Origin of the sequence: Vibrio sp. NFR, from assembly GCF_027587095.1 — a bacterium.
Classification (GTDB): domain Bacteria; phylum Pseudomonadota; class Gammaproteobacteria; order Enterobacterales; family Vibrionaceae; genus Vibrio; species Vibrio harveyi.
This window is the reverse complement of record NZ_JAPPTN010000012.1, coordinates 75883-100120: the sequence shown is the minus strand read 5'-3', so window position 1 is coordinate 100120 and position 24238 is coordinate 75883. Positions and strand designations below refer to the sequence as shown.

20 protein-coding genes and 1 tRNA gene are annotated in these 24238 nt (G+C 44.3%); 10 read left to right on the top strand and 11 right to left on the bottom strand.

Annotated elements, in window-relative coordinates:
• Nucleotide 1: 1 nt before the first annotated feature.
• Nucleotides 2–2038 carry a methyl-accepting chemotaxis protein gene (locus OH463_RS20480; protein ID WP_239211727.1) on the bottom strand — a complete coding sequence of 679 codons (2037 nt, stop codon included), beginning with the start codon at nt 2036–2038 and terminating at the stop codon, nt 2–4.
• 339 nt (nt 2039–2377) lie between these two features.
• Between OH463_RS20480 and OH463_RS20475 the strand changes: the two genes are divergently transcribed.
• Nucleotides 2378–3346: a nucleoside hydrolase gene (locus tag OH463_RS20475; RefSeq protein ID WP_269992441.1), complete on the top strand. Its 969-nt coding sequence runs from the start codon at nt 2378–2380 to the stop codon at nt 3344–3346.
• Nucleotides 3347–3708: 362 nt separating this feature from the next.
• On the opposite strand, the gene OH463_RS20470 is transcribed toward OH463_RS20475, so the two are convergent.
• Nucleotides 3709–4593 (bottom strand): D-hexose-6-phosphate mutarotase, encoded by an 885-nt coding sequence (locus OH463_RS20470; RefSeq protein ID WP_269992438.1) that lies wholly within the window; start codon nt 4591–4593, stop codon nt 3709–3711.
• Between the two features lie 154 nt (nt 4594–4747).
• Entirely contained in the window at nt 4748–5743 is a 996-nt protein-coding gene (gene gap, locus OH463_RS20465; RefSeq protein ID WP_005452046.1) for a type I glyceraldehyde-3-phosphate dehydrogenase, read from the bottom strand.
• 334 nt (nt 5744–6077) lie between these two features.
• Here gap and msrB point away from each other — a divergent pair, with 334 nt between their 5' ends.
• Complete coding sequence (gene msrB / locus OH463_RS20460; protein ID WP_005452043.1) at nt 6078–6491, top strand: peptide-methionine (R)-S-oxide reductase MsrB; 414 nt, start codon at nt 6078–6080, stop codon at nt 6489–6491.
• Between the two features lie 103 nt (nt 6492–6594).
• Here msrB and OH463_RS20455 read toward each other — a convergent pair whose 3' ends face one another.
• Nucleotides 6595–7416 (bottom strand): DUF2989 domain-containing protein, encoded by an 822-nt coding sequence (locus OH463_RS20455; protein ID WP_005444635.1) that lies wholly within the window; start codon nt 7414–7416, stop codon nt 6595–6597.
• 101 nt (nt 7417–7517) lie between these two features.
• On the opposite strand from OH463_RS20455, the gene OH463_RS20450 reads away from it, so the two are divergent.
• Entirely contained in the window at nt 7518–7802 is a 285-nt protein-coding gene (locus OH463_RS20450; RefSeq protein WP_005444637.1) for a YeaC family protein, read from the top strand.
• Between the two features lie 72 nt (nt 7803–7874).
• Here OH463_RS20450 and ansA read toward each other — a convergent pair whose 3' ends face one another.
• Nucleotides 7875–8888, bottom strand: a complete 1014-nt coding sequence (gene ansA / locus OH463_RS20445) for an asparaginase (RefSeq protein ID WP_005444639.1) — start codon at nt 8886–8888, stop codon at nt 7875–7877.
• A gap of 112 nt (nt 8889–9000) precedes the next feature.
• Entirely contained in the window at nt 9001–10851 is a 1851-nt protein-coding gene (sppA, locus tag OH463_RS20440) for a signal peptide peptidase SppA (RefSeq protein WP_005444641.1), read from the bottom strand.
• A 226-nt stretch (nt 10852–11077) separates the two neighbouring features.
• Between sppA and OH463_RS20435 the strand changes: the two genes are divergently transcribed.
• The 3 genes from OH463_RS20435 (at nt 11078) to OH463_RS20425 (ending at nt 15870) form a co-directional block, all read left to right on the top strand.
• Nucleotides 11078–13090: an NADPH-dependent 2,4-dienoyl-CoA reductase gene (locus tag OH463_RS20435; RefSeq protein WP_009698533.1), complete on the top strand. Its 2013-nt coding sequence runs from the start codon at nt 11078–11080 to the stop codon at nt 13088–13090.
• A 163-nt stretch (nt 13091–13253) separates the two neighbouring features.
• On the top strand, nt 13254–13802 hold the full coding sequence (locus OH463_RS20430; RefSeq protein ID WP_005444644.1) for an NAD(P)H nitroreductase: 549 nt from the start codon (nt 13254–13256) through the stop codon (nt 13800–13802).
• A gap of 103 nt (nt 13803–13905) precedes the next feature.
• Nucleotides 13906–15870: a DNA topoisomerase III gene (locus OH463_RS20425; protein WP_269992433.1), complete on the top strand. Its 1965-nt coding sequence runs from the start codon at nt 13906–13908 to the stop codon at nt 15868–15870.
• A gap of 353 nt (nt 15871–16223) precedes the next feature.
• Here OH463_RS20425 and OH463_RS20420 read toward each other — a convergent pair whose 3' ends face one another.
• Nucleotides 16224–16430: a hypothetical protein gene (locus tag OH463_RS20420; protein WP_005444646.1), complete on the bottom strand. Its 207-nt coding sequence runs from the start codon at nt 16428–16430 to the stop codon at nt 16224–16226.
• Nucleotides 16431–16581: 151 nt separating this feature from the next.
• Nucleotides 16582–17271 (bottom strand): SDR family oxidoreductase, encoded by a 690-nt coding sequence (locus OH463_RS20415; RefSeq protein WP_017817825.1) that lies wholly within the window; start codon nt 17269–17271, stop codon nt 16582–16584.
• A gap of 281 nt (nt 17272–17552) precedes the next feature.
• Here OH463_RS20415 and OH463_RS20410 point away from each other — a divergent pair, with 281 nt between their 5' ends.
• Nucleotides 17553–18476, top strand: a complete 924-nt coding sequence (locus tag OH463_RS20410) for a histone deacetylase family protein (RefSeq protein ID WP_269992431.1) — start codon at nt 17553–17555, stop codon at nt 18474–18476.
• Between the two features lie 109 nt (nt 18477–18585).
• Nucleotides 18586–18744, top strand: a complete 159-nt coding sequence (locus OH463_RS20405) for a hypothetical protein (RefSeq protein WP_005444649.1) — start codon at nt 18586–18588, stop codon at nt 18742–18744.
• Between the two features lie 552 nt (nt 18745–19296).
• Here the strand turns inward: OH463_RS20405 and OH463_RS20400 are convergent.
• The 3 genes from OH463_RS20400 to OH463_RS20390 form a co-directional block, all read right to left on the bottom strand.
• Nucleotides 19297–19387: transfer RNA gene (locus OH463_RS20400), tRNA-Ser, on the bottom strand.
• A 139-nt stretch (nt 19388–19526) separates the two neighbouring features.
• The gene (locus tag OH463_RS20395) at nt 19527–21335 is read right to left on the bottom strand and encodes a DUF3413 domain-containing protein (protein WP_050904073.1); all 1809 of its coding nucleotides are present in this window, start codon (nt 21333–21335) and stop codon (nt 19527–19529) included.
• A 22-nt stretch (nt 21336–21357) separates the two neighbouring features.
• The gene (locus OH463_RS20390) at nt 21358–21585 is read right to left on the bottom strand and encodes a YejL family protein (RefSeq protein WP_005444651.1); all 228 of its coding nucleotides are present in this window, start codon (nt 21583–21585) and stop codon (nt 21358–21360) included.
• 85 nt (nt 21586–21670) lie between these two features.
• On the opposite strand from OH463_RS20390, the gene yejK reads away from it, so the two are divergent.
• Nucleotides 21671–22669: a nucleoid-associated protein YejK gene (yejK, locus tag OH463_RS20385; protein WP_005444652.1), complete on the top strand. Its 999-nt coding sequence runs from the start codon at nt 21671–21673 to the stop codon at nt 22667–22669.
• Nucleotides 22670–22777: 108 nt separating this feature from the next.
• Nucleotides 22778–24127: an Hpt domain-containing protein gene (locus tag OH463_RS20380; protein ID WP_269992428.1), complete on the top strand. Its 1350-nt coding sequence runs from the start codon at nt 22778–22780 to the stop codon at nt 24125–24127.
• Nucleotides 24128–24238: the final 111 nt, after the last annotated feature.

The following is a 24238-nucleotide window of genomic DNA, read 5'->3' as shown; positions in this document are numbered from 1 at the left end:
CTTAGTGGAAGAAGTCCACTTGGTGTTTCAAGTTTTGTGCTTGCTGTTGCAGCTCGGTCGCACTGTGTGATGTTTTTGCACTCGTGTCACGGCTTTCACGGTTCAACTCACTGATAGAGTGAGCATTTGCCGCGATTTCTTGAGAAACTTGTGCTTGTTCTTCAGACGTTGCCGCAATTGCGTCTGCTTGAGAGGCGATGGATTGAACTTGACCCGCAATGGCTTCAAGCGCAGTGCCTGCTTCTTGTGCCTTATCAAGTACCTTATTCGCGTTTTGCTGACTTTCCGTCATCATGCTTACGGCATTGCTTGTTGAGCCTTTAAGTTTCTCAATGATTTCCACAACGTCTTTCACCGAGGTTTGAGTGCGATGAGCCAGTGTACGAACTTCATCTGCTACGACCGCAAAGCCACGACCCTGCTCACCAGCTCGCGCTGCTTCAATTGCAGCATTAAGAGCGAGTAGGTTAGTTTGCTCAGCAATTTCATCAATCATTTTCGTGACAGTTTGGATGCTTTCACTATCACGGTTTACTTGCTCAATCGCTGCCGCAGATTGGTCTAGCTGATCGTTGAGCTGTGCCACATCAATGCAAACCCCTTCAACTACGCCCAAACCAGATTGGCTATCTGTGTTTGCAGAGCGGACGTTTTCTGCAATTTGTTCAACCTGTTGTGCGACAGATTGAGCGGATGATGCCATCTCCTCAATCGCAGTCACAACTTGTTCAACCTGTTCTTGCTGAAGATCGGATTGCATCAAGTTGCGGTTCGCATCATCCACAACACTTGTTGAGTTGCTCTCAACTTGGTCGCTTGTTGTTCGAATTTGACCAACTAACTCGTTCAATTGCCCCGCCATGTTAGCGACGCCGTTGTTCAGGTTAATGATTTCATTTTTAGACGCTTTTCCTGATGCAGGAATATCAATACTTACTTCACCTTTCGCTAAGCGGTTCATATAACCGTTCAGTACAGTGAGTGGGTTTAGCATGCGGTTTAGAACCAATGTCAGCACCAAAAATGTCGCCGCAGCAACAATGACAGAGATAGTCGCGATCAGTTTAAGCAACGTTTGGCTGCCTTTGGTCACTTCGTGGATAAATGTGCCACCCAACAGCTTCCAATTCCAACCAGGCACTTGAGTGTAAACAAGGTATTTCTCACCTACCGTTCCTTGATATTCAAATGGGTATCGAATCAGACCACTGTCTTGTTCGAATAATTGGTGGAAAGGCTTGTTACCGTTGTAGTCAGCAACTTCTTGAATCGGTGGCTCACTTTCTGTTCGTGTTGGATGAAGAAGGTAGTGACCTTGGTTACTTTTCTCATTATCCAAGATAATGGTGTAACCCGTATCTCCCCATTTTACAGTCTTTAATGAGTTGAAGAGATCTTGTGTCGCGCGCTCAACAGGGAGACCGATAAAAGAAATTCCTTGGACCCTACCATTTGCATCTTTTAAAGGGGCGTAGTAGGTGATGTAGCGCTCACCATAAAGTTTGATTTGTGCGTAGTAAGGCTGACCACTCATAAGTTTCTGATAGCCCGGGTGATTTTGACCAAGTGTCGTTCCCAGAGCTCGCTTACCTTGAGGATCTTTTAATGATGTTGCAACACGAATGAAATCATTTCCTAGTGGGGCAAATAGCGTTGCGATAGCGCCAGTATCACGCGTAAAGGTATCCACCAATTTGGTATCACCAATCAGGCTTTCGCTGTATTGGGTAATGTTTGGAACCTGGTGACCTTGAAAGTCGACAGTGTAATTCTCTACATATACACCAGCTAGATACCCATTACGGAAAGTTGATTCCAGAACTTCTGCCGTGTGTAAATAAGCGTTGAATTGACCGGCAATGGTTTTTGCCATCGATTCAACTTTAGATTGGTGTTCTTTGAGGGTGTTTTCTAAAAGTACGTTAGAAGCGTTTTGATAAACAAGCGCAGCAATGCTTGAAAATGCGATGAGTAGACACAGCGTGATTACCAGCTTTAGCTGAAAACCGACACTTTGGTTTCGATAATTGTCTAGCATGTAGTGTCATTCCTGATATTTTTCGATGTTATAAATCTTGTATCGGCATGCTATCGATTTATATGACGTGTTTTTTTGATTTTTATTAAGTTAGTTGTCAAAAAACCACCGCAACCAATAGCTTAGGCACTAACTGACCGTTAATTAAGCAATTTTCTTTCAAAAAAAGCTCGAAACTTTGATTTTAAGTTGGAGCAATGATGACCAATTTCCTTTCGCTAGATCGAGTTGTCGCCTAGAGATGTAAGATGACAAAACTCATACCTTAGATTTTTGTCACGTTTATCCTTGTTTTTTATAGGTATTGTTAGTGTTTTCTTGCGTGAAATAGATGCTCATATGACAAAGAAAATCATTCTAGACACAGACCCAGGTATCGATGATGCGATGGCTATTCTTTTTGCAGAAGCTCATCCGGATGTCGAGCTTATGGGTATCACTACCGTTTATGGTAATGCGACCATAGACAATGCGACTCACAACGCGCTGTACCTAAAACAGAAGTTTGGTATGAATGCTATCGTTGCCAAGGGGGCGGATAAACCTTTAATAAAAGCACCTGTCGGAGCGACGGTTGTCGTGCATGGCGAAGAAGGCTTTGGCGATGTGAAGGCACCAAGCTCACTGAATGTAACTGCTATTGATAAGCCCGCTTATCAGTACATTATCGATAGCGTTCGTGAGCAACCGGGAGAGATTACCTTAGTGGCTGTTGGCCCACTTACTAACCTTGCTCTGGCACTGGAAGCGGACCCTGAAATTGTTCACTTAGTTAAGGAAGTGGTTGTGATGGGTGGCGCTTTTGGTGAGAACGACCATAGAGGTAATGTCACGCCATTCGCAGAAGCAAATATTCATGATGATCCTCATGCCGCAGACAAGGTATTTACTGCATCATGGCCGGTGGTGATTATTGGATTAGATGTCACAGAGGAGAGCTTCTTTACTGGTCAATACCTTGATCAACTTCGAGATGACGCAGGGGAAGTGGGGCAGTTTATTTGGGATGTGAGCCGTTATTACCTGAAGTTTTATTCGGAAAAGGTAGGGATGGATGGATGTCATGTTCACGATCCTTCCGCTATTGCCTATGTGATTGACCCAACACTCTTCAATCTGCGTTGTGGGGCTGTAAGAGTGGTTACTGATGGACCGGCAGAAGGTATGACGATCCAGAAAGCCGATCAGCGCAAATATATGAATGATGAATGGAGCGTATTCTCTGCGCAAAATGTCGGGGTAGGAGTGAAGAATGAGGCACTACTTTCGCTTTATCGAGAATCGATTATTCGTTATGGCACGCAATAACACAGATGAGTTTATCGGTAATAGTCGATGACTTGGACTGATTTCCACTGGTTGTCTGACTCGACGGGACGTATGAAAGCATTCAACTTTGAAGCTTGGTTCTGATTGTCGAAGGTTAGCCCTTCAATTTTCTTAAACGGTTTGTTGGTCTCGTAGAACCTTTCGAAGGTTACTTGGGTATACATCCAAATAAAAGAGTAGCGGACAGTGGTATCAGGAAAACAGTGTGTTTCATCATATGTGCCTTTTTTAGACGAATGTGTTTTTGCTCCGATGCTTGTACTTTAAAGTATGGCACTGGCTACCCAAACCTTGTACCTGCTGGTGGCAAAAAGGTCGGTTGAACCGACCTTTGAGTAGTGTTAATGGGCAGAAATCACAGTAATAAGCTCGTGAGTCTCGCCTGGCTGCAAGGTTTTGCCTTGCTTGATACTTGGTGCATGTACCGTGGACTCAACACACAGCATGGTCTCGTAACCATTGTCTGCCATATCACCCATGCCTTGTGCGCCTGTAGCCCAAGGGTTCCACAATACCGCAGAGTTATGACCTTGGTTTTCTACACTTAGTGTGCGATTCAGTACCGCGTCTTTCACCAAGATTTGTGCTTCTGGTTGAGTGTAAACACGGTCAATCGTATCAGTCAGTTGAAGGACATCACCGCCTTGGCAGATTTCAGCTTCTTTTAAGCTGTCGATGTATTCAGGTCCCATGCCTGTTGTTTGTGCTTGCTTGATATCACCAACGTTTAAGTAGGTATGCAGTGCACCAGAGAATGTCCACTCTGCATCATCGATGTTGGTGACTTTTAATGTCACTTTCAATTGGTCGCTGATTTCAACCATCAAGCGAGCATCAAACATGTGTGGCCAGATGTCGTGAGTTTCTTCAGTTGGGAATAGAGCGAGTTCAACGATCACGCCATTATCATTTTCGCGGTGTTCAACTAGTTCCCATTCCGCCGTGCGAGCAAAGCCATGAGCCGGTGCCGCAATGCGACCAAACCAAGGCCAACAGACAGGAATACCACCGCGAAGTGCTGCTTTACCATCAAAAATTGCTTTCTCACTCATCCAGATGAGGTCTTCTTTACCCGCAGGTATAAATGACACAACGTGACCGCCATGTAGCGCGATGCCTGCCGTTGCTTTCTCATGAATAACGCGGACGACTTTAACCTGATCAACTTCAACGATAGTGACGTTGTCAGATAACACAGTGAGTGCTGGGAGAGTTTTTAAATCCATGTGTTATTTCCTATAGCTGGGGGAGAGCGTTGTCGATACTTGCAGAACAGATGTTATATCGATTTTATATTCTCTCAAATTCCAGATACAAAAAAGGCGACTCTAGAGCCGCCTTTTCTTTAACGAAGTTATTCGCTAATTGCTAACTATCTAATTACTTAGAGATGTGAGCGATTAGGTCTAGAACTTTGTTTGAGTAACCGATTTCGTTGTCGTACCAAGATACAACTTTAACGAAGTTATCAGTTAGAGCGATACCAGCTTTAGCATCGAATACTGAAGTTTGAACTTCACCGATGAAGTCTTGAGAAACAACTTGGTCTTCAGTGTAGCCTAGTACGCCAGCTAGTTCGCCTTCAGAAGCTTCTTTCATTGCTGCACAGATAGCTTCGTAAGATGCGCCTTCTTTTAGGTTAACTGTTAGGTCAACTACAGAAACGTTAGCTGTTGGTACGCGGAAAGCCATACCAGTTAGTTTGCCGTTTAGTTCTGGAAGAACAACGCCTACAGCTTTAGCAGCACCAGTTGATGATGGGATGATGTTTTGAGAAGCACCACGACCACCGCGCCAGTCTTTAGCAGAAGGACCGTCTACAGTTTTTTGAGTTGCTGTAGTAGCGTGAACTGTAGTCATAAGACCAGATTCGATACCGAACTTGTCGTTAAGAACTTTAGCGATAGGCGCTAGACAGTTAGTAGTACAAGAAGCGTTAGAAACGATGTCTTGACCAGCGTAAGTAGCGTGGTTAACGCCCATTACGAACATTGGAGTAGCGTCTTTTGAAGGACCAGTTAGAACAACTTTCTTCGCGCCAGCAGTGATGTGCTTACGTGCAGTCTCGTCAGTTAGGAAAAGACCAGTTGCTTCAGCTACTACGTCAACACCGATTGCGTCCCATTTTAGGTCTTCTGGGTTGCGCTCTGCAGTTACACGTACAGTTTTACCGTTAACGATTAGGTTACCGCCTTCAACTTCAACAGTACCGTTGAAACGGCCGTGAGTTGAGTCGTACTTAAGCATGTATGCCATGTAATCTACGTCGATAAGGTCGTTAATACCTACAACTTCGATGTCGTTGCGCTCTTGCGCTGCACGGAATACGAAACGACCGATACGGCCAAAACCGTTAATACCTACTTTGATAGTCATTATAGTTGCTCCACAACTTAATTTCTGATTAAAGATAACTGGTAGTAAAATTACAAAATCCAGTAAACATCTGCAACAGATAATCGGACTTAACTTGTTTAAAGTCAAAAAAAAGCGACGCTTTTTTTAACAATTCTTCGCAAATGCTCGTTTTTTAAACTTTTAACTGGTTATTCTACATTCCAGTTGGCGTAATATAACTTTCGAGATAAGAACTCGTATCAAATTAATTACACATGGTGTCCTGGTGAGAAAGTATGTGCTACAACTGTTACGAGAAGCAAGTTTTTTGCTAAAAAAGTCATTGCCAAAAATAAGAAATAAGGAACAGAAATTGGTAGAACAAAGCGGAAGAAAAGTAACGAAGTCCGATGAACAATGGCGTGAGCAGCTTTCAGAGGAAGAGTTTCGCGTGTGTCGTGAGCATGGTACAGAGGCTCCGTTCAGCGGTAAACTGCTTCACAATAAAGACACAGGTGTGTATACCTGCACATGTTGTGATGCCCCTCTATTTATCTCCGATAACAAGTACGATTCAGGGTGTGGATGGCCAAGTTTTGATGCACCAATTAATGATACCGCGGTGCGCTATCTAAAAGATCTAAGTCACGGAATGGTTCGTACAGAGATCCGATGTGCGGCTTGTGACAGCCATTTAGGTCACGTTTTTGAAGATGGACCGCAAACAACAGGCGAACGCTATTGTGTAAACTCAGTGTCGTTAATTTTCAACAAATCCGACCAATAACGCCATTTTGGACTGAAAGAATGTTTCATCCTTTCAATTAATATAAGACAAACGATTACTCTACAAATAAAAAACTCCCTATATGGATGGGAGTTTTTTTATTTTATAAATCGCTTGGAATCATCCTTGGTGAATAATTTCCTTTCTCTATTGCCTTAGATATTGATTTAGCAAGATCGTCTAATTGTTCATATTTCTCTGGCTGTGCAAAGTTGAACATGCGTTTTAACTGCTGCTCATCTGCAAGGGGAACATCGAAGCGTTTAGCCACCATTGCCCACAAGTACGCTTGTGCTTTGTTTCCCTGACCTTGGTTGATGCTTGCTAAGGATTTTAAAATCTCAGGGTTTAAGTTGTCCTCATTCGACATCGATAGTGAATTATGAAGTAATGTTAATGTTTTTTGCTGATCGCGGTTGGTATAGAACGTTGCCAAGGCGTATTGCATTTCTGCTGTATTCAGTTCTGGCGAACCTTCCATTTGTAAAAACTGTCGGCGAGCTTGTGTGTCACCTGTTTGCGACCATAAAAAATAGAGAGTGGCAGGGTCTTTTGTACCTTTGAGCTCATTCACAATGCGATCTAGTTCATCAATGCTGTGCACCAAGGCATCAAAGCGTTTACGCTTTAACGCACTTTGATCGATAGGCGTGATTTGCGAAGCGAGTTCTAGACACTTGCGGTACTCTGCCACCAAGCCATATTCGATCACTTGATTGGCTTCGGTCGGGCTCTTGAGCAATTCAAAACGATGCCAGACAAGATTCGTACGCGGAATTCGACATTGACCATCGTCCATATTTAACTTCTCGCAGCGAAGTTTGGGGTTGTTTTGACACAATTCTTCCGTTGTGACATTGCCTTCAAAGCAGCCAGTTAATGTTAGGCTGAAAAGGCTTGCTAGTAACCAGTATGTTCGTTTCATGGTTTTGCTTGTGATCCGTTACACCAATTCATTTTCAGGTTCTTGACTCTGTTTTCTATACCGTTATGTTCTGTAAATAGAATGTAATAAGAAGGTACATTATGGACGCAGAACAATTATTAGATGCGATAACTCCAGAAGTCTATGATCGATTGGTTTACGCAGTAGAAACAGGTAGATGGCCCGAGGGTACACCACTTTCTCAAGAGCAGCGAGACTCATGTATGCAAGCTGTGATGTTGTATCAATCAAAACATAATACTGAAGCTCAACATATGACGGTTGCCGCTGGTGGTGAAATCAGCTTTAAGTCCAAGCAAGAATTGAAAAAACAGTTTAAACAAGAAGAGAGTGACATCGTTCGAGTTAATCCAAACCTCAACTGATTCACCTTTTAGATGTAAAAAGCCCAATCATTTCGATTGGGCTTTTTCGTGTTCGGTGGAGTCATTAACGTGTTATAGACTCATTTCACCTCGAAGCACTTCTTGCATCTTCAGTTTGATCTCTTCATACGACAAGTTTTGGCTTAGAAGATAGTGAAGTTTCGCAAGTGCCGCTTCTGGTGTCATATCAAAGCCGCTGATCACGCCAGAATCTGCCAGGGCACAACCTGTCGCATAGCCGCCCATGTTCACTTTACCTGCCAAACATTGAGTCAGGTTTACGACGATCACTCCACGTTCTGAGGCTTCTTTTAAATGGCCAAGTAGCTCAGGGTTTTGTGGTGCGTTACCTACACCGAACGTCAACAGGATCATAGCGTTAACTGGTTGGCGTAGCGTGTTGCGGATTACTTCGTGTGAAATGCCAGGGTACATGGTGATCACACCAATTGGCTGTGGCGTGATGTTGTGTACTTTGAACTCACCTTCTGGTTTTGCACCAACCGTAACATTGTTACTGATTTGGATATTGATCCCTGCTTCCAAAAGCGGTGGCAGGTTAGGTGAAGTAAAGGCATTGAATCCATCTGCGTGAGATTTGGTACTACGGTTACCACGCATCAACTGGTTGTTGAAGAACAGTGTTACTTCGTTGATTGGGTAGTTGGCCGCAATGTGCAGGGCATTAAGGAGGTTTGCTTGTCCGTCTGAGCGTAGCTCAGCCAACGGAATCTGTGAGCCTGTCACGATAACGGGCTTACCTAAATTTTCCAACATGAAAGACAAGGCTGAAGCGGTGTATGCCATGGTGTCAGTACCATGCAAAATCACAAAACCATCATATTTTTCGTAGTTGTCACGGATGTCGTCTGCGATTTGCTGCCAGTCAGCAGGCGTCATATCTGAAGAGTCGATCAGTGGTTCGTACTCGTGGATAGTGTATTCCGGCATTTCTGGACGGTGGAACTCGGGCATACTGGCTAGTTGCTTTTCCATAAAGCCAGCCACAGGCACGTAGCCGTGATCCGATTTTTGCATACCGATGGTGCCACCGGTGTAAGCGATGTAGATATGTTTTCTAGTCATCGTTCTACTTTACTTCATGTAGGGGAACAGTGGCGGGGATTATAGCGAAATGAAACCTAATAAAAAGGGGCATCTCGCACAGAGACGCCCCTTTTTGGCTAAGCTAGGAAAGCTATTGCACTTGGCAGTTCAAACAGAACGCATATTGACCTTTTGGATCGTTAAAGCTTTGTAGCATGCTTGCGTCTTGCTCAAATTGTTGAGCGACAGGTTGAAGGCTCTTTGGTAAAAACGCAGTCGCGTCGATACCGAGAGATACTTTGACCTGATTCATAAACTCTTGGATCAGTTGTTCTGTTGGCGATAGTGGCTCTTCGACCCAGTAGATATCGTAGTTGTCGACTTCTGCTAATTTCGCAGCCAGTTCTACCGCATCATCGAAGTCACCCATTTGGTCCACCAAGCCGAATGACATTGCGTCTTGACCTGTCCAAACTCGACCTTGCGCCACTTTGTCGACGTCTTCCACAGACATATCACGGTTGGACCCCACCAGTGAAATAAAGCGCTTGTAACCGTGCTCAATGCCAAGCTGGAATGCTTGAGACGCACCTTCAGACAATCCCGTTGTGATACCGTCACCTGAGAATGGTGAAGTGCCTACGCCATCGGTGCTGATACCAAGTTTAGTGAAGCCTTTTTCAAATGTAGTGATCACACTGAAGATACCAATTGAGCCTGTCAGCGTTGTTGGTTGAGCAACGATCTTGTCTGCGCTCATTGAGATCCAGTAACCACCTGAAGCTGCAAGGCTAGACATAGATACGACCACAGGTTTACCTGCTTCTTTAAGCGCTTCCACTTCATTACGGATCACTTCTGAAGCAAATGCACTACCGCCAGGGCTGTCCACTCGAAGTACGACTGCTTTTACCTTGTCGTCATTACGAGCTTGGCGTAGTAGGCTTGCAACCGTATCGCCACCAACAGTGCCACGTGGTTGCTGACCATCCATAATCGCACCGCTCGCGACGACAACAGCAATGTCATTTTCAGACGGCATTAAGTTAGGGCGCATGGTCGCTAGGTAATCGTAGTAACCAATTGCGTTGTAACTGTCCTTGCCATCACTACCAAATTCTTTTGCGAATAACTTTCGAACGTCTTGACGCGTTGCAAGTTCATCTACTAGACCCATTTTCACAGCAAGTTGTGCAAGATCACCATCAACGGATTTCATTTCAGCAAGGAGCTCATCCATTGTTGGGTTTAGTACTTTTGCATCAATGTTACGGTTAGTCGCAACGTCATCGACAAAGGCACTCCAAAGTTGGGTTATCCAGCGTGTTGCTGATTCTTTCGCTGCATCAGACATATCGTCACGGATGAAGGGCTCAATTGCGGATTTGTAGGTACCAACACGGAATACGTGTGTTGATACGTCCAGCTTCTCTAACAAGGTTTTGTAGTACATTGAGTAAGAGCTGTAACCCTTGATCAACACGCCACCATCAGGTGCTAGGAACACTTTATCTGCATAACTTGCCAGGTAGTATTGGCTCTGGTTGTAGAAGTCCCCGACGGCATAGACAGGCTTGCCTGACGTTTTAAATTCGTTCAACGCTTTGGCGATGTAGCGAAGCTTGGTCAGGTTGGTTTCCGGCATATCGCGTAAAGCTAGGACTAAGCCAGAAACTTTCGGATCGTCTTTGGCGTAACGAATGGTATCGACGATATCGAAGAGTACGTTTTCTTTCGGAATTTCGTTACCTAGGATTGAACCTGCGACGGAGTCCATTGGATTAACATAACGGCGCTGCTCGACGATAGGACCAGAAAGGTTCATCACAAGAGCCGATTCTTTTTCAACAGTAGGTTGACCTTCACCAGTGTATGTAAAAGCAAAGTAAAAGACGGCAATCATCACTAGGAAGATCAAATTTGCCAGAGCAAGTCTGACAAAGGTAATGGCTTTCCATATTCCCTTAAATATCAGACCAATAAATTGGAAGATTTTTTTCATCTTGTCTCCATAACGAGATAGTCATTCCCTAATAGTACAAAGTATGGGGTCTTATCTCTAAGATCTCAAAAGATAACAATTTTTTTAGCTTATCACGCTCATTCAACAATTGGCATAGTTTAGCGCGAGATTGACGTGTGTTGCAAAAATGTAAACGCTTGTTTGATTTTTTGGTTTTTGCGGCGTACTGTGGTCAGACCACAACAATAAAAATGGATGTTTAGTGATGTCTGCCATGTACCCAAATTTGTTAAAACCATTGGACTTAGGTTTTACACAGCTACGAAACCGCGTCTTGATGGGATCAATGCACACCGGTTTAGAAGAACACAAAGAAGGACTACAAAAGCTTGCGGCGTTCTATGAAGAGCGTGCGAAGGGCGGTGTAGGTCTTATCGTGACGGGTGGTTTTTCTCCAAACTTACGTGGTCGACTACACCCTTTGAGTGCTGAGTTTAGTAAGCCGAAACACGCTAAAGCACACCAGGTTGTGACAGAAGCCGTACATAAACATGGTGGCAAAATCGCTTTGCAAATTCTTCATGCCGGACGTTATGCGATGCACCCATTCGCGCAAAGTGCGTCGGGAATCAAAGCTCCGATCGCAAAATTTGCACCTAGTGAAATGAGCGAACGTCAGATCAAAAAGACCATCGACGCTTTTGCTAACAGTGCTGAATTGGCACAGCTTGCGGGTTACGATGGCGTGGAGCTGATGGGCTCTGAAGGTTATTTGATTAACCAGTTTTTATGTAAGCGCACCAACATGCGTTATGACGAGTGGGGCGGCAGCTACAAAAAACGCATGCGTTTCCCGGTTGAAATTGTCAAAGCGGTGCGCAAAGCGGTTGGTGAAAAGTTCATTATTATTTTCCGACTCTCTATGCTTGATTTGGTTGAGCAAGGCAGCACCTTTGATGATGTGATTGAACTGGCAAAGGCACTAGAAGAAGCGGGTGTAACCATCATCAATACGGGTATCGGTTGGCACGAGGCTCGTATCCCAACGATTGCGACTCAAGTTCCGCGAGGTGCGTTTACTTGGGTTACTGAAAAAGTCAAACCTCACGTTTCGGTTCCTATTATTACTTGTAACCGAATTAATACCCCTGACGAAGCTGAACGTATTCTCTCTTCTGGACACGCTGATATGGTATCAATGGCGCGACCTTTCTTAGCTGATCCTTACTTTGTCGCTAAGGCTGAACAAGAGAAGTCCCAATTGATTAATACTTGCATTGGTTGCAACCAAGCGTGTCTGGATAACGTATTTAAAGGCAAGCGAGCGAGCTGTTTGGTCAATCCGCTCGCCTGTTATGAAACAGAAATTGTCGTAGAGCCCGCATTCAAGAAGAAAAACATTGCCGTTATTGGGGCGGGTCCTGCCGGTCTTGCGTGTGCTACTACATTGGCTGAGCGTGGACACAAAGTGGATCTGTTTGAGAAAAATGACCGCATTGGAGGGCAGTTCCGCTTAGCGATGCAAATCCCGGGCAAAGAAGAATTCCGTGAAACGATTCGTTACTTTGCAAATCGCATTGAGGAAACGGGCGTTAACCTTCACCTAGAAACAGAAGCTAACTATGACTTATTGACCGAATACGATGAAGTGGTGATGGCTTCGGGTGTAGAACCTCGTAAAGTTAAAATTGATGGCATCGATAATCCAGAAAAAGTGATCGACTATCAAACACTCATTCGAGATAAAACTCCTGTAGGTGAGAAAGTTGCCATTGTTGGGGCTGGTGGTATTGGTGTCGATGTAGCCACTATGCTCACTGAGCCAGTTGGTCAGACGTTGGATGATTGGCTACACGAATGGGGAATCGACAAAGAGATGTCTCAACCGGGCGGTTTATACCCTTATCCCGATGCTGTTAGTGATAAAGAAGTATGGGTTCTACAACGTCGTAAAGGTCGTGTCGGGAAAGGTCCGGGTAAAACTACGGGTTGGATTCATAAACGCACATTAGAGAAACGCGGTGTTCACTTATATGGTGGCGTGTCTTACGACAAGATAGATGATACTGGTTTGCACATTCATGTGAATGGCAAAGAACAATTGTTAGCTGCAGATAAAGTGGTGATTTGTGCCGGGCAAGAGTCGGTTCGTCCATTTGAAGACAAGTGGCACGAGCTTGGTGAAAAACTGCATATTATTGGCGGCGCAGATCATGCAGGAGAACTTGATGCGGTGCGCGCTATCCGTCAAGGCGTCAAACTTGCTGTAAAACTGTAGTTATCTGTGACGGATCTTTTTCATTCTTAACCTTTTGTGGCTGCGCCTTGTGCGCAGCTTTTTTTATGGTTTTAAACCCTATAAAACAGAGTGTTATTTGCCAAAGTGGATTATGCTAAAGTGAACGCGTAAAAATAATAACTCACCTAATAAGGACTTGTTCATGGAAGCTCTCGATCTTTTGCTCAACCGCCGTTCTATTGCCAAGTTGTCTGAGCCTGCACCAGAAGGGCAAGCTCTAGAAAATATCATTCGTGCAGGTCTGCGAGCGCCAGATCACGCAGGATTGACGCCTTGGCGTTTTGTTATTGCTCAAGGGGATGGTCTTAAAAAGTTGTCAGATATCCTTGTGAGAGCAGCAGAAGCTGAAAACAGCGAAGACGCGGTGATAGAAAAAGTGAAAAACGCGCCTTTTCGCGCGCCAATGGTTATCACTGTGATTGCTAAAGTGACAGAACACGAAAAAGTCCCAGAACTGGAACAATATCTGTCTGCAGGTTGTGCAGTGCAAGCGATGCAAATGGCGGCGGTTGCCCAAGGTTTCCAAGGCTTTTGGCGTTCAGGAAAGTGGATGTTCCATCCAGAAGTACATCAAGCGTTTGGTCTTGAAGGCAAAGACCAAATCGTAGGTTTCCTGTATTTAGGCACCCCTGGTTGTACGCCAATGAAAGTGCCAGAGCGTGAACTGTCTCAATTCGTTGAGTTTCAATAATCTAGAATCGTGACCTTATCACTGTTCATCTGTACAGTTTTTCTTGATTTGTTAGGGGGACATTAGATAATGTCCCCCTCATTGTTTTGATTTTCTGAACTTTATGTCTCGTCTGTTTATTGCTGAAAAACCAAGTCTAGGTCGCGCTATAGCGGCTGCGTTGCCAAATCCTCAAAAGAAAGATCAAGGCTTTATCCGCTGTGGAAACGGTGATGTCGTAACTTGGTGTATTGGTCACCTGTTAGAGCAAGTAGAACCTGACGCTTATGACGAACGGTATAAGAAATGGAATCTGGCTGATTTACCGATTGTTCCACAGCAATGGCAACTGAGACCGAGGAAGAGTGCCAGTAAACAACTCACAGTGATCCGTAAACTTCTCAAAGAGGCTACGGAGGTCATTCATGCAGGAGACCCTGATCGAGAAGGGCAACTGTTAGTGGATGAGGTTCTGGACTATTGCAAACTCTCCAAAACCAAAAAAGAAGCCACTCAACGATTGTTGATTTCGGACTTGAACTTGCCCGCAGTAAAACGAGCCTTAAGCTCGATGCGCAGTAACCGCGACTTTATTCCTCTTTCTGTTTCTGCTTTGGCGCGTTCTCGAGCCGATTGGCTTTACGGAATGAACATGTCGCGTGCTTACACTTTGCTGGGCCAAAAAGCGGGCTATCAAGGTGTTTTGTCAGTAGGGCGGGTGCAAACTCCAGTGTTAGGTCTGGTGGTGCGTCGTGACGAAGAAATCGAGAACTTTGTGCCGAAAGACTACTTCACGCTGCATGCTTTAATTCCATATCAAGATCAAAATGGTTCGTTTGATATACGTGCGCGTTGGAAACCTAGTGAGGCGTGTAAACCATGGCAAGACGAAGAGGGGCGCGTTCTGAGTAGAAAGCTCGTAGAGAACGTGGCGAATCGCATTGCCAATCAGCCCGCCAAAGTGACCGAATCAGAACAAAAGCAAACCAAGCAATCGGCTCCGCTTCCCTATTCACTATCTGCGTTACAAATCGATGCTGCTAAACGTTATGGGATGAGCGCACAACAAGTACTAGATACCTGTCAGGCTCTCTATGAAAAACATAAGTTGATCACTTACCCGCGTTCGGATTGTCGTTACTTGCCTATGGAGCATTACGCACAAGCGGGTTCTGTTACCTCTGCTATCTCCAACAATGCCAAAGAGCTACAAAGTGCGGTGCAAGGTGCGGATTTGTCAATTAAGTCCAAAGCGTGGAACGACAAAAAAGTTGATGCTCACCACGCAATTATCCCAACGCCTAAACAAGCAAATGTGAACGCGTTGTCAGGTAATGAGATGAAGGTGTATCAACTCATTGCACGTCAATATTTAATGCAATTCTATCCAGCTGCCATTTACGCAGAAGCGAAGCTTGTATTTGATATCGCTGGTGGCACGTTTATCGCTAAAGGTCGCCAGTTGGTTTCTCCGGGGTGGAAAGCACTCATGGGGAAAACGGACAAAGAGGACGAGGGCATCGATGCTGTACCGCCATTACAAGAAGGTACGGTACTGATGTGTCGGGAAGGGGAAATTAAAGACCGTAAGACAGAACCTCCAAAGCATTTTACTGAAGCGACATTGCTGCAAGCGATGACTGGGATTGCGCGTTACGTAGCAGACAAAGAACTGAAGAAGATCTTACGCGATACAGACGGTTTGGGAACAGAAGCGACCAGAGCCGGCATTTTAGACACTTTGTTTAAGCGCCAACTTTTAACGCGTCAGGGAAAGTCGATTTTAAGCTCACCAGCAGGGCGTGGTTTGATCCATGCTTTGCCGATGGACTCGACTTATCCCGATATGACAGCACATTGGGAACACCAATTGCAGGGTATGGCAGAGCGAAATCAAGCTTATCAACCTTTTATGCAGGCGTTAGAGCAACGTATCGATGGTTTGATGGGCGAGGTGAAGTCCGGTCCTATTCCTGATTCTTTACGTCACCTTCCTAAAGTCGAGCGTCCTGCATTTAAACGCAAGAAGCGCAGCTATTCCAAAAAGAGCACATCAAAGTCGAGTACAGGCAAACGTATACCCAAGTGACTTCAAGATGCAGGATTCAGAGCGTTGTCATTGATTCGAGGTCAAGGAAAACAACGCAGCGTAATAGCCAGCTCTTTCCAAGTTGTTTGACGTAGCCATTTGTTTGACTAAAAAAGCGAGTCAAAGACACGCTCCCAAAGGGCACTCTTTGCAAATATAAGGGTCTTGGCTTGTATACTTTGTTGCCGATTCTTGATTTAGACCCACTAAACCTTTAAATCGCCGTCGCGTCTACAAACCAAGTCATTCTCGCTGAACCTAGCATCTCGAGGTTACTTAGGTAGAAAGTGTCTAAATAATCAATAAGCGAAGCGGCACCTGGAGTGCCGCTTTTTATCATTTATGGATCGCTGCTAATCAAATAGCTCCCCATTACTTTGTATCGCACCGCGCACATCATCTTGCGTTAAAACACGCTTTCCTAAATCTTGCTTTACTTGTCGTCCCAAGTCGACAAGCGTGTCTCGGTTCGCTTGAGTTTGACGTTTACCTGCACTTCTCAAGCAGTAATTGAGTTCATGATCTTCACTGAAATTGACCAGATCTTTATCTGCAGCCATGGTTACTCTCCTTAGTGGTCGATATCCTCACTAAGTCTGGATAGGAATGAGTGAAATTCAAGTAAAGTGATGAGATAAAGAAGGGGGGATAGAAAGATCACGACACGATTAGATTGTCGTGACCCAACTTTAAGCTATTGATTGCGAAAGATTACCAAGGAAGCATGGTTCCGTCGTAGTTGATGAACTGACCAGAGTTTTCCTGCGAGCTTTGCTCTATTACTTTTGCAAGACCTGCTGCGGAGGTTTGAGTATCGATAAGGGCGTTTGGTCCGCCCATTGCTGTTTGTACCCAGCCTGGGTGTAGGGCGAGTACGGTAAAACCTTCTCCTGTTAAATCATTACTTAAGCTTTTTACTACTGAGTTTAGTGCAGCTTTAGAAGAGCGATAGATGTAACCACCTCCAGAGGTATTTTCTGTCATGCTGCCAACTTTAGAAGAGATACATGCGATCTTCTTAGTTGTCCCTTTTTTCATTACAGGATAGAAGCTCTCGACAAGCTTTAAGGGCGCGATCGTATTTATCTCGAATACTTGACGCCATTCATCAACGTCTGTATTTCCAAAACCATAACCTTTCGGCCCGTAATACCCAGCATTGTTGATCAGCAGATCGATAGCAGGGAGTTGGTTAGCTAACTCAGTAACATCGTCGTAATTGGTGACGTCTAACTCATGCAAAGTTAACGTGTCATAGTTTGATGCTAACGCTTGCAGATCTTTGCTTTCTGCTAGATTGCGACTGGTCGCATGTACGTGAGCACCTTGTTGTAAATACAGTGTTGTTAGGCTCAAGCCTATGCCGCGATTTGCTCCGGTGATAAAGACTGTCTGACTCATGGGTGTGCCTATCTGTGTGATTCAATTAGGTGATATAGAAGTAAGATCATTGTGTTAGCTCAGAGCAATAAAATCAACCAGCCACCAAGCTCCAACCATCATTGACATGAAAAGCGATATCGCGCAAAAAGAGCCAAAGAAAGCGCCAAGGATCGTATATAACGTTTTGTTCATAATGAAAGGAAATTAATTGATATTGAAAATCATTATCAATTAATTTCCTTTTTAATCAACTCTTGGAGTTGGTACTATTTCACAATGATTGTTGAAAAGAATGTCTCATGTTGCCACTGATCTATCATCCCATCTACTCACAACTGGAACTGCCGGAAGGTCACCGTTATCCAATTATGAAGTACCAATACCTTTATCAAGCGGTGAAGGACAAGTTGGTTCAACAAGATTGGGGACAACATATCGAATTTTCCCAACCTCAACCGCTTAACGTGGATGAGATCAAGCTGGTTCATAGTGAGGAGTATGTGGATTTGCTTGTTAGTGGCGAAATGCCGGCAGTTAAAATGCGTCGAATAGGATTTCCTTGGAGTGAGACCTTAGTCTCGCGGACGCTTATGTCGACAGCGGGCACCGTTTTGACTGCAGAAAAGGCATTAGAGCACGGTGTCGCGATTCACCTTAGCGGTGGCTACCATCATGCGCATAAAGATTTTGGAAGTGGTTTTTGTCTATTCAATGATTTGGTGATCGCGGCAAAACACATGCTGGAGACAGAGCACGTAGACAAAGTGCTTATTATTGATAGCGATGTGCACCACGGTGATGGTACTGCAACTTTATGTGCAGACGAGCTTGATATCATCACCCTGTCTTTCCATTGTGATAAGAACTTTCCCGCGAGGAAACCGGATTCAGATCTCGACGTTCCGTTGAGCCGAGGAACCAGTGACGATACTTTCTTAATGACGTTTAAAGAAGTGGTTGAAATGGCGCTCAACCTGCACCGCCCGGATATGGTTATCTATGATGCGGGTGTAGATATACATACCGACGATGAACTTGGTTATTTTGACGTATCCACGCAAGGGATATATGAACGAGACCGTTTCATAATGCAGTTGATGAAAGATAAAGGGGTTCCTGTTGCCGCTGTTGTTGGTGGTGGGTATCGAAGTAATCACTCAGATTTAGTACCCATTCACATGCAGCTTATCAATGCCGCAGAAAGCGTATATAAACCACGATAGTAGAACCAATGATTGTGAAAGGTGAGGCACTGATGTCTCACCTTTTTTATTGTGGCAAGCCTAAGACCTATACTTAAGGTGAGTATTGTCAAAAAAGAGGCGGCAGCGTATGGATTTTACGGAAAAGCTGCGTTTGCGGGAGAAAGCAATCGAAGACCTATATTTTGCAGAAGTTGATAAAAAGTTAATCGAAGCTTTGCATGAAAAGCAAAATCAAGAAGGGTTAACCAAGTCGCGGGAATGCGATGAAGACGACATCAATAATTAACGGGTTTACACTTGATTGGGATGTTAAGATGGGAATCCTTTCCCTTTTTATTTTCCTAGCCTTTGACGTTGTCTAAGCAACAAATAGATGGATTTAGCACATGCCAGAAAGAGAGTCCTGTCATTTGCCGAGATAAATATTAGGCTAGCTGTAACCTTAGCAACAGTTATAAACACCTTATAATTCGCCTAATAATAAATGTAAGTCACTCTCAAGGTACACCTACACTTCAGGTTGTGGGCTTTTTTCTTATCAGTTGAGGAGTGATAAATGTTTGGAGTAGTGGCACTCTTTTTGATTCGCATCGCAACGAACATTTCTAAGAGTGGCTACGTATCGAGGTTGTACTCAACTAGGGATTTAGAAATCCCGTAATTCTCCGAGCGCTAAAACGACGAAAGCTCGTTGATTTCTCGACGAGCTTTTTAAATGTGGCTGAGTGCGGGGACGCCTAGTCCGGGGTTGCGCTCAACTAGGGATTTAGAAATCCCGCAATTTTCCAAACGCTAAAACGACGAAAGCCCGCTGATTTCTCAACGGGCTTTCTAAATGTGGCGGAGAGATAGGGATTTGAACCCTAGATACGCTATTAACGTATGCCGGTTTTCAAGACCGGTGCTTTCAACCACTCAGCCATCTCTCCGTTGTTGAGGCGCATAATATAAGGCTTTGAAAATCTTGTAAACCCTAAAATGAATCGTTTGGACGTTTAGTGCACGATTTTGTGTTGTTTGTGGAGAAAAGAATCAAAAAAGCTCTCCGGGTGGAGAGCTTTTGTTCAATTAATTGCTTTTAGAATAGAAGCGTTGAAGCTCTGTCAAACCTTGCATTAGAACAGGCAGTTTAGGCGATGTTTCGCGCAAACGCTTGTAATTGTCATCGTACAGCTTGTAGTTACCAAACTTATCGATAACGGTCGTTTGGGAGCCGGTGATCAGTGCGATTTCACGTGTATCGCCGGCTAAGATCCAACGACGGCGACTTTCATCAAACAAATTACGCCCGCTGCTGTAATCGTATGGGTTTGAAGATACGCCCAGCATGTCTTGCAACAGTGTCACTGACAAGTCTAAGTGGCTTGTACTGTGGGTAAATTCCGCTGGTAGCATACCTGGCCAATGGATAACCATAGGCACTTGCAGTTGATATTTGCTGTAGTTGCTGTTTGCGCCCCAACTGTTGGTATTGGTTTCGTTGAACTCGCTACCATGGTTTGAGGTAATAACCACAATCGTGTTTGCAAGCAGTTGCTTTTCTTCTAGGTCTGCGATGATCTTCGCAACTGTTTTATCAGCCGATTTTACCGCTTGCTCGTAAGCTTGCTTGAATCGCTCGCTAGCAGGGAGCTCTTCATTTGCTGCCATCGTTTCTGATTCGAAGTTATCAACGGTTGTCACTTCAATGAAGCTAAACCAAGGCTGCTGGGCTTGCTCTGTTAGCCATGTGTTCCAAGCAGAAATAGATTGTGGATCGGTATGAGCTTGGCTTCCATCGAGTGAGTTTGCCAAGTTTAAGCCGCGGAAGATAACTTCAGAATACAAGTCTTCTTCAAAGCCATTGCCACTGAATAAACCAAAGCTATAACCCTGATCTTTCAGTACATCTAGCATAACTGGTGCGCTACCTTGAGCTTTGATACTACTTGCGTAGCTACTCGGTAAACCATAGAACAGACCAAATGCACCGTATGTATCATTGCTCGAGCTGTAATGATTAACAAAGTTTTGATTGTCTTGTGCGAACTGGTACAAGTTCGGCATTTCGTCTTGATTCAATGCGTCGGCACGTAAGTTGTTCACGCTGATCATCAGCACGTTTAACTTGTTAACACGACGATTGAATTCTAGCTTCTCTAGTGGGTAGCTTACTAAATCAATATTACCTTGGTTCTCAGCTAAGCGTTTTAGGTACTCTTCGCGGTCAAGAAGACCGTGTTTTTCCATAAAGCTCTTCGCTGTCATAGGGTATGACAGTGGGAAGTTAGAGCGTTGGCTGGTAATAGGATTGTAGAAGTAAGCATCAGCCCAGATGTAAACCAAATGGCTCGCGATGAAGCTTAAGAAGAACACGGCAGCCAATGGTCGACCAACGTGTTTATGAGAAAGTTTGCGCTGTTTACGCCATACCCATTCAGATAAAGCGAGTTGAACAAGGAAGATCAGCGGCATCACAACAAATAAATGTTGGAGATCTGAGCTGAGTGCGCTTTTGTCTTCGCTAAACAACAACTCCCAAACCACAGGGTTTAGGTGCAGATTAATTGATTGATACGCTTGAGTATCAATCAGCAGCACGGTTTGACCAACCGTAGCAAATATCACTGCCACCAAACGGAAGAGTTTCCTAGATGGCAGGACAAACGTCAGCGGAAATAGAACCAATAAGTACAGAGCAAAAACAAGAAAGCCAAAATGCCCCACCCACGAAACCGCCAAATAGAATTGACCCATCAGGGTTTCTGGCCAAGGCGATTGAACGATATAGCGTGTACCTATCAACATCGAAGCGACGATGTTGAAGAATGCAAACCAATGCCCCCAACCTACTAGTCGGGATACGCGTTCGCCGTATGAGTTTCCGCTGTCTACCATGTACTTGTTCTATTATCCGTTTTTAGTGTGATTTTGGCGCTTCAAGAGAAGACATCAGTGCCTGAGCAAATTTTTCAGCAATAACTTTGCGTTGTGAAGCAGCAACTTGTTGATTTAAGACATTGGTTGCGATATTTCCGGCAATCATTAGCGTCAACTCAGGAGAAGCAGCGTGTTTTTCAAGAACAGCACCCACTTCAGCAAGAATTTTCTCTACTTGTTCGTCAGTATATTTAGATGTAATCGGCATAAAGACTCTAATAATGATAGTAAAAGCGGCTTATGATAACCTACAATGCCCAACAACTTAAACCTTGTAGCAAGATAAAATCACTATGAGCCTTCATCTTTCAAACGTTATTCTGCATCAATTGTGCAAAAACGATCAGGACGAACTGGTTGTTAAACTTCGCCCGGCGTCGTTAGAAAACGATACCTCAACAGAAAACCTTGTCGCGGAACTGCATCGCGTATTCCATTCTAAAGCAGGAAAAGGCTTCGGCTCTTTCCAATCAGACAGCGAATTTCAGTTTTGGCTTCAAGAAATGCGCAAAGGAGAGAGAGATTTTTATGATTTCTCACAAATTAGTGCAAATCGCTTGAAAGAAGAGTTGATCAAGTACCCATTTGCTGACGAAGGTATCTTAGTCTTTGCTGAGTATCAGAGCTTGGCTACGGATTATTTATTTATTGGTATCTTACCAATGAACCAAAGCCTAAAAGTGACAGAAGGCTTAGATATCGATGCTACGGATTATTTAGACATCACTAAGATGGACATCGCGGCACGCATCGATCTATCGAGTTATGACACTGATCGTGATTCAAACCGTTACCTTTCTTACATCAAAGGTCGCGTAGGTCGTAAAGTGGCAGACTTCTTCTTGGATTTCTTGCAAGCGGATGTTGGTTTAGACACTAAACAGCAAAACCAAGTGCTGATGCAGGCGGTGGAAGATTTCTGTGCCGATTCTAAGTTAGAAAAGCAAGAAGCGAACGAATACAAAAAGCAGGTTTACAATTACTGTAACGAGCAAATTAAATCAGGCGACGAGGTGCAAATCTCTGAACTGTCTGGTGAGCTTCCTCCTAGCCAAGATGGTACTAGCTTTATGGATTTCACCAAAGAGCAAGGTTACGAGTTGGAAGAGTCATTCCCAGGCGACCGTTCTACAGTGCGTAAACTAACTAAGTACGTTGGTGCTGGTGGCGGCTTAAATATTAGCTTTGATAGCCTGTTGCTGGGTGAGCGTATTTTCTACGATCCAGAGACAGACACGCTTACGATTAAAGGCACACCGCCAAACTTGAAAGATCAGTTGAGCCGTAATTAATTGAAAGAAGAGAGCATTGTGCTCTCTTTTTTTATGTGAAGTGTGCACACTAAAAGCGCAATTCATGGTATATGCTTGTTATTAATAGAGATAATTGAGGAATGGGCGTTGCTGCAATTCAAAGAGGGAATAAAACAAGCAATCTGGTTTTTGTTTGCGGTATGGTGTGCCTTTGCTGTGGGTATTTGGCTGCAAGCTCAACAAACCATACGTACGATTTCAACCGTTGATGAACTCAGCAGCAAGGTTGATGAAGTGCGTCATATCTTTAACTTTGAGCTGCCTTATCGTGCTCAGCACGTTGACCAAGTCTCTCTCAAACTTCAGCTTGTTTATGCAGTTCGTTTGCAATTGCAGAGCGAGTACTCTGACCGCTGGGGTGGTCCGGACTTAACGCAACTGCTTTATTCAACTGATCGCTTTCTTGAAGGCGCGAGAACATTTATCGGTAGCGATAGTGAGCTAGTCGCGCTGGCTGACCAACTCCATAATAGCCGAGAGTCAGCCAGTAACTCTGAGCAACTGAGAACCATGTACTATCGCTTAGGTGCTTTGGTCTTAGAAGCCATGTTTAGCGATGCAGCGACAAGCTCAGATACTTACCAAGAGCTTGATTCTCTTTTTACCGAGTCACAAAAGCTAGAGCAAAAAGAGCAAGGGGCGTTCCAACGTCGATTGGCTCAAACGTCAAATGTGCTTGCCGCTCATGCTCAAGGCAGCCACCTCGCTAACCAATTGCTTAACCCTGAATTTTCTAATCAGTTTGCCTCTGTCATTAGCTCTCTTGAACAAAAGCTGATGTTTTACATCTCCTTTTTAGTGTTAGTAAGTGGTTCCTTACTCGTGGTGGTTTCTTGGGCTTTGTTCTACAAGGAAACTCCAGTCTTAGATGCTCCAATTCAACCTTGTGAAAAAACGGATACACCAATGAAGACGAACCCACCTGAAGTGATTTTGCCGACAGAGAAGCAAGTTACCGAGCCAAGTGGTGAGGAGCGCATGCCTGTGGATGTGGTAAAACCAACCACACCTCTAGAAGAAGAGAATGACGATGCATCTTCTTTAGCCGCGAGTGTGAGCGTGGAGACGGATGAGCCTTATATCGATATAGAGAAAATGCTTGATTCGCTCTCTGGTGATGAAGAGTCTGTGCGTATGTTGTTAGAGGTTTTCATACAAGATCATTCTGAAGATGGTACGAAGCTAAGAACATTGATAGCCGAGGGTAAGGATGAAGAACACGCTCAGCGTATCGCCCATAGCTTGAAGGGAGTGTCAGGCAGCATTGGAGCGATGCCTCTACACTATATATCTGGGGATATCGAATCTTTAATTAAACAAGGTCAGGAAGTCGTTACAGACAAGCTGGATATGTTGGAAGATACCCTGCAGAAAACGACACTTTTTGCTGAGGCAGTTCTTAATAGTGAAAACATTCGAGAAGTGCTAACAGATTGATATTCCTCTGACTTAAAATAGTAGAGATTCAGGTATTAAGGGGCGCTTGCGAACCTTATGCTTTGGTTCGTCACTGTTCCTGTCCTACACCATTTGATCATAGGTAATTTC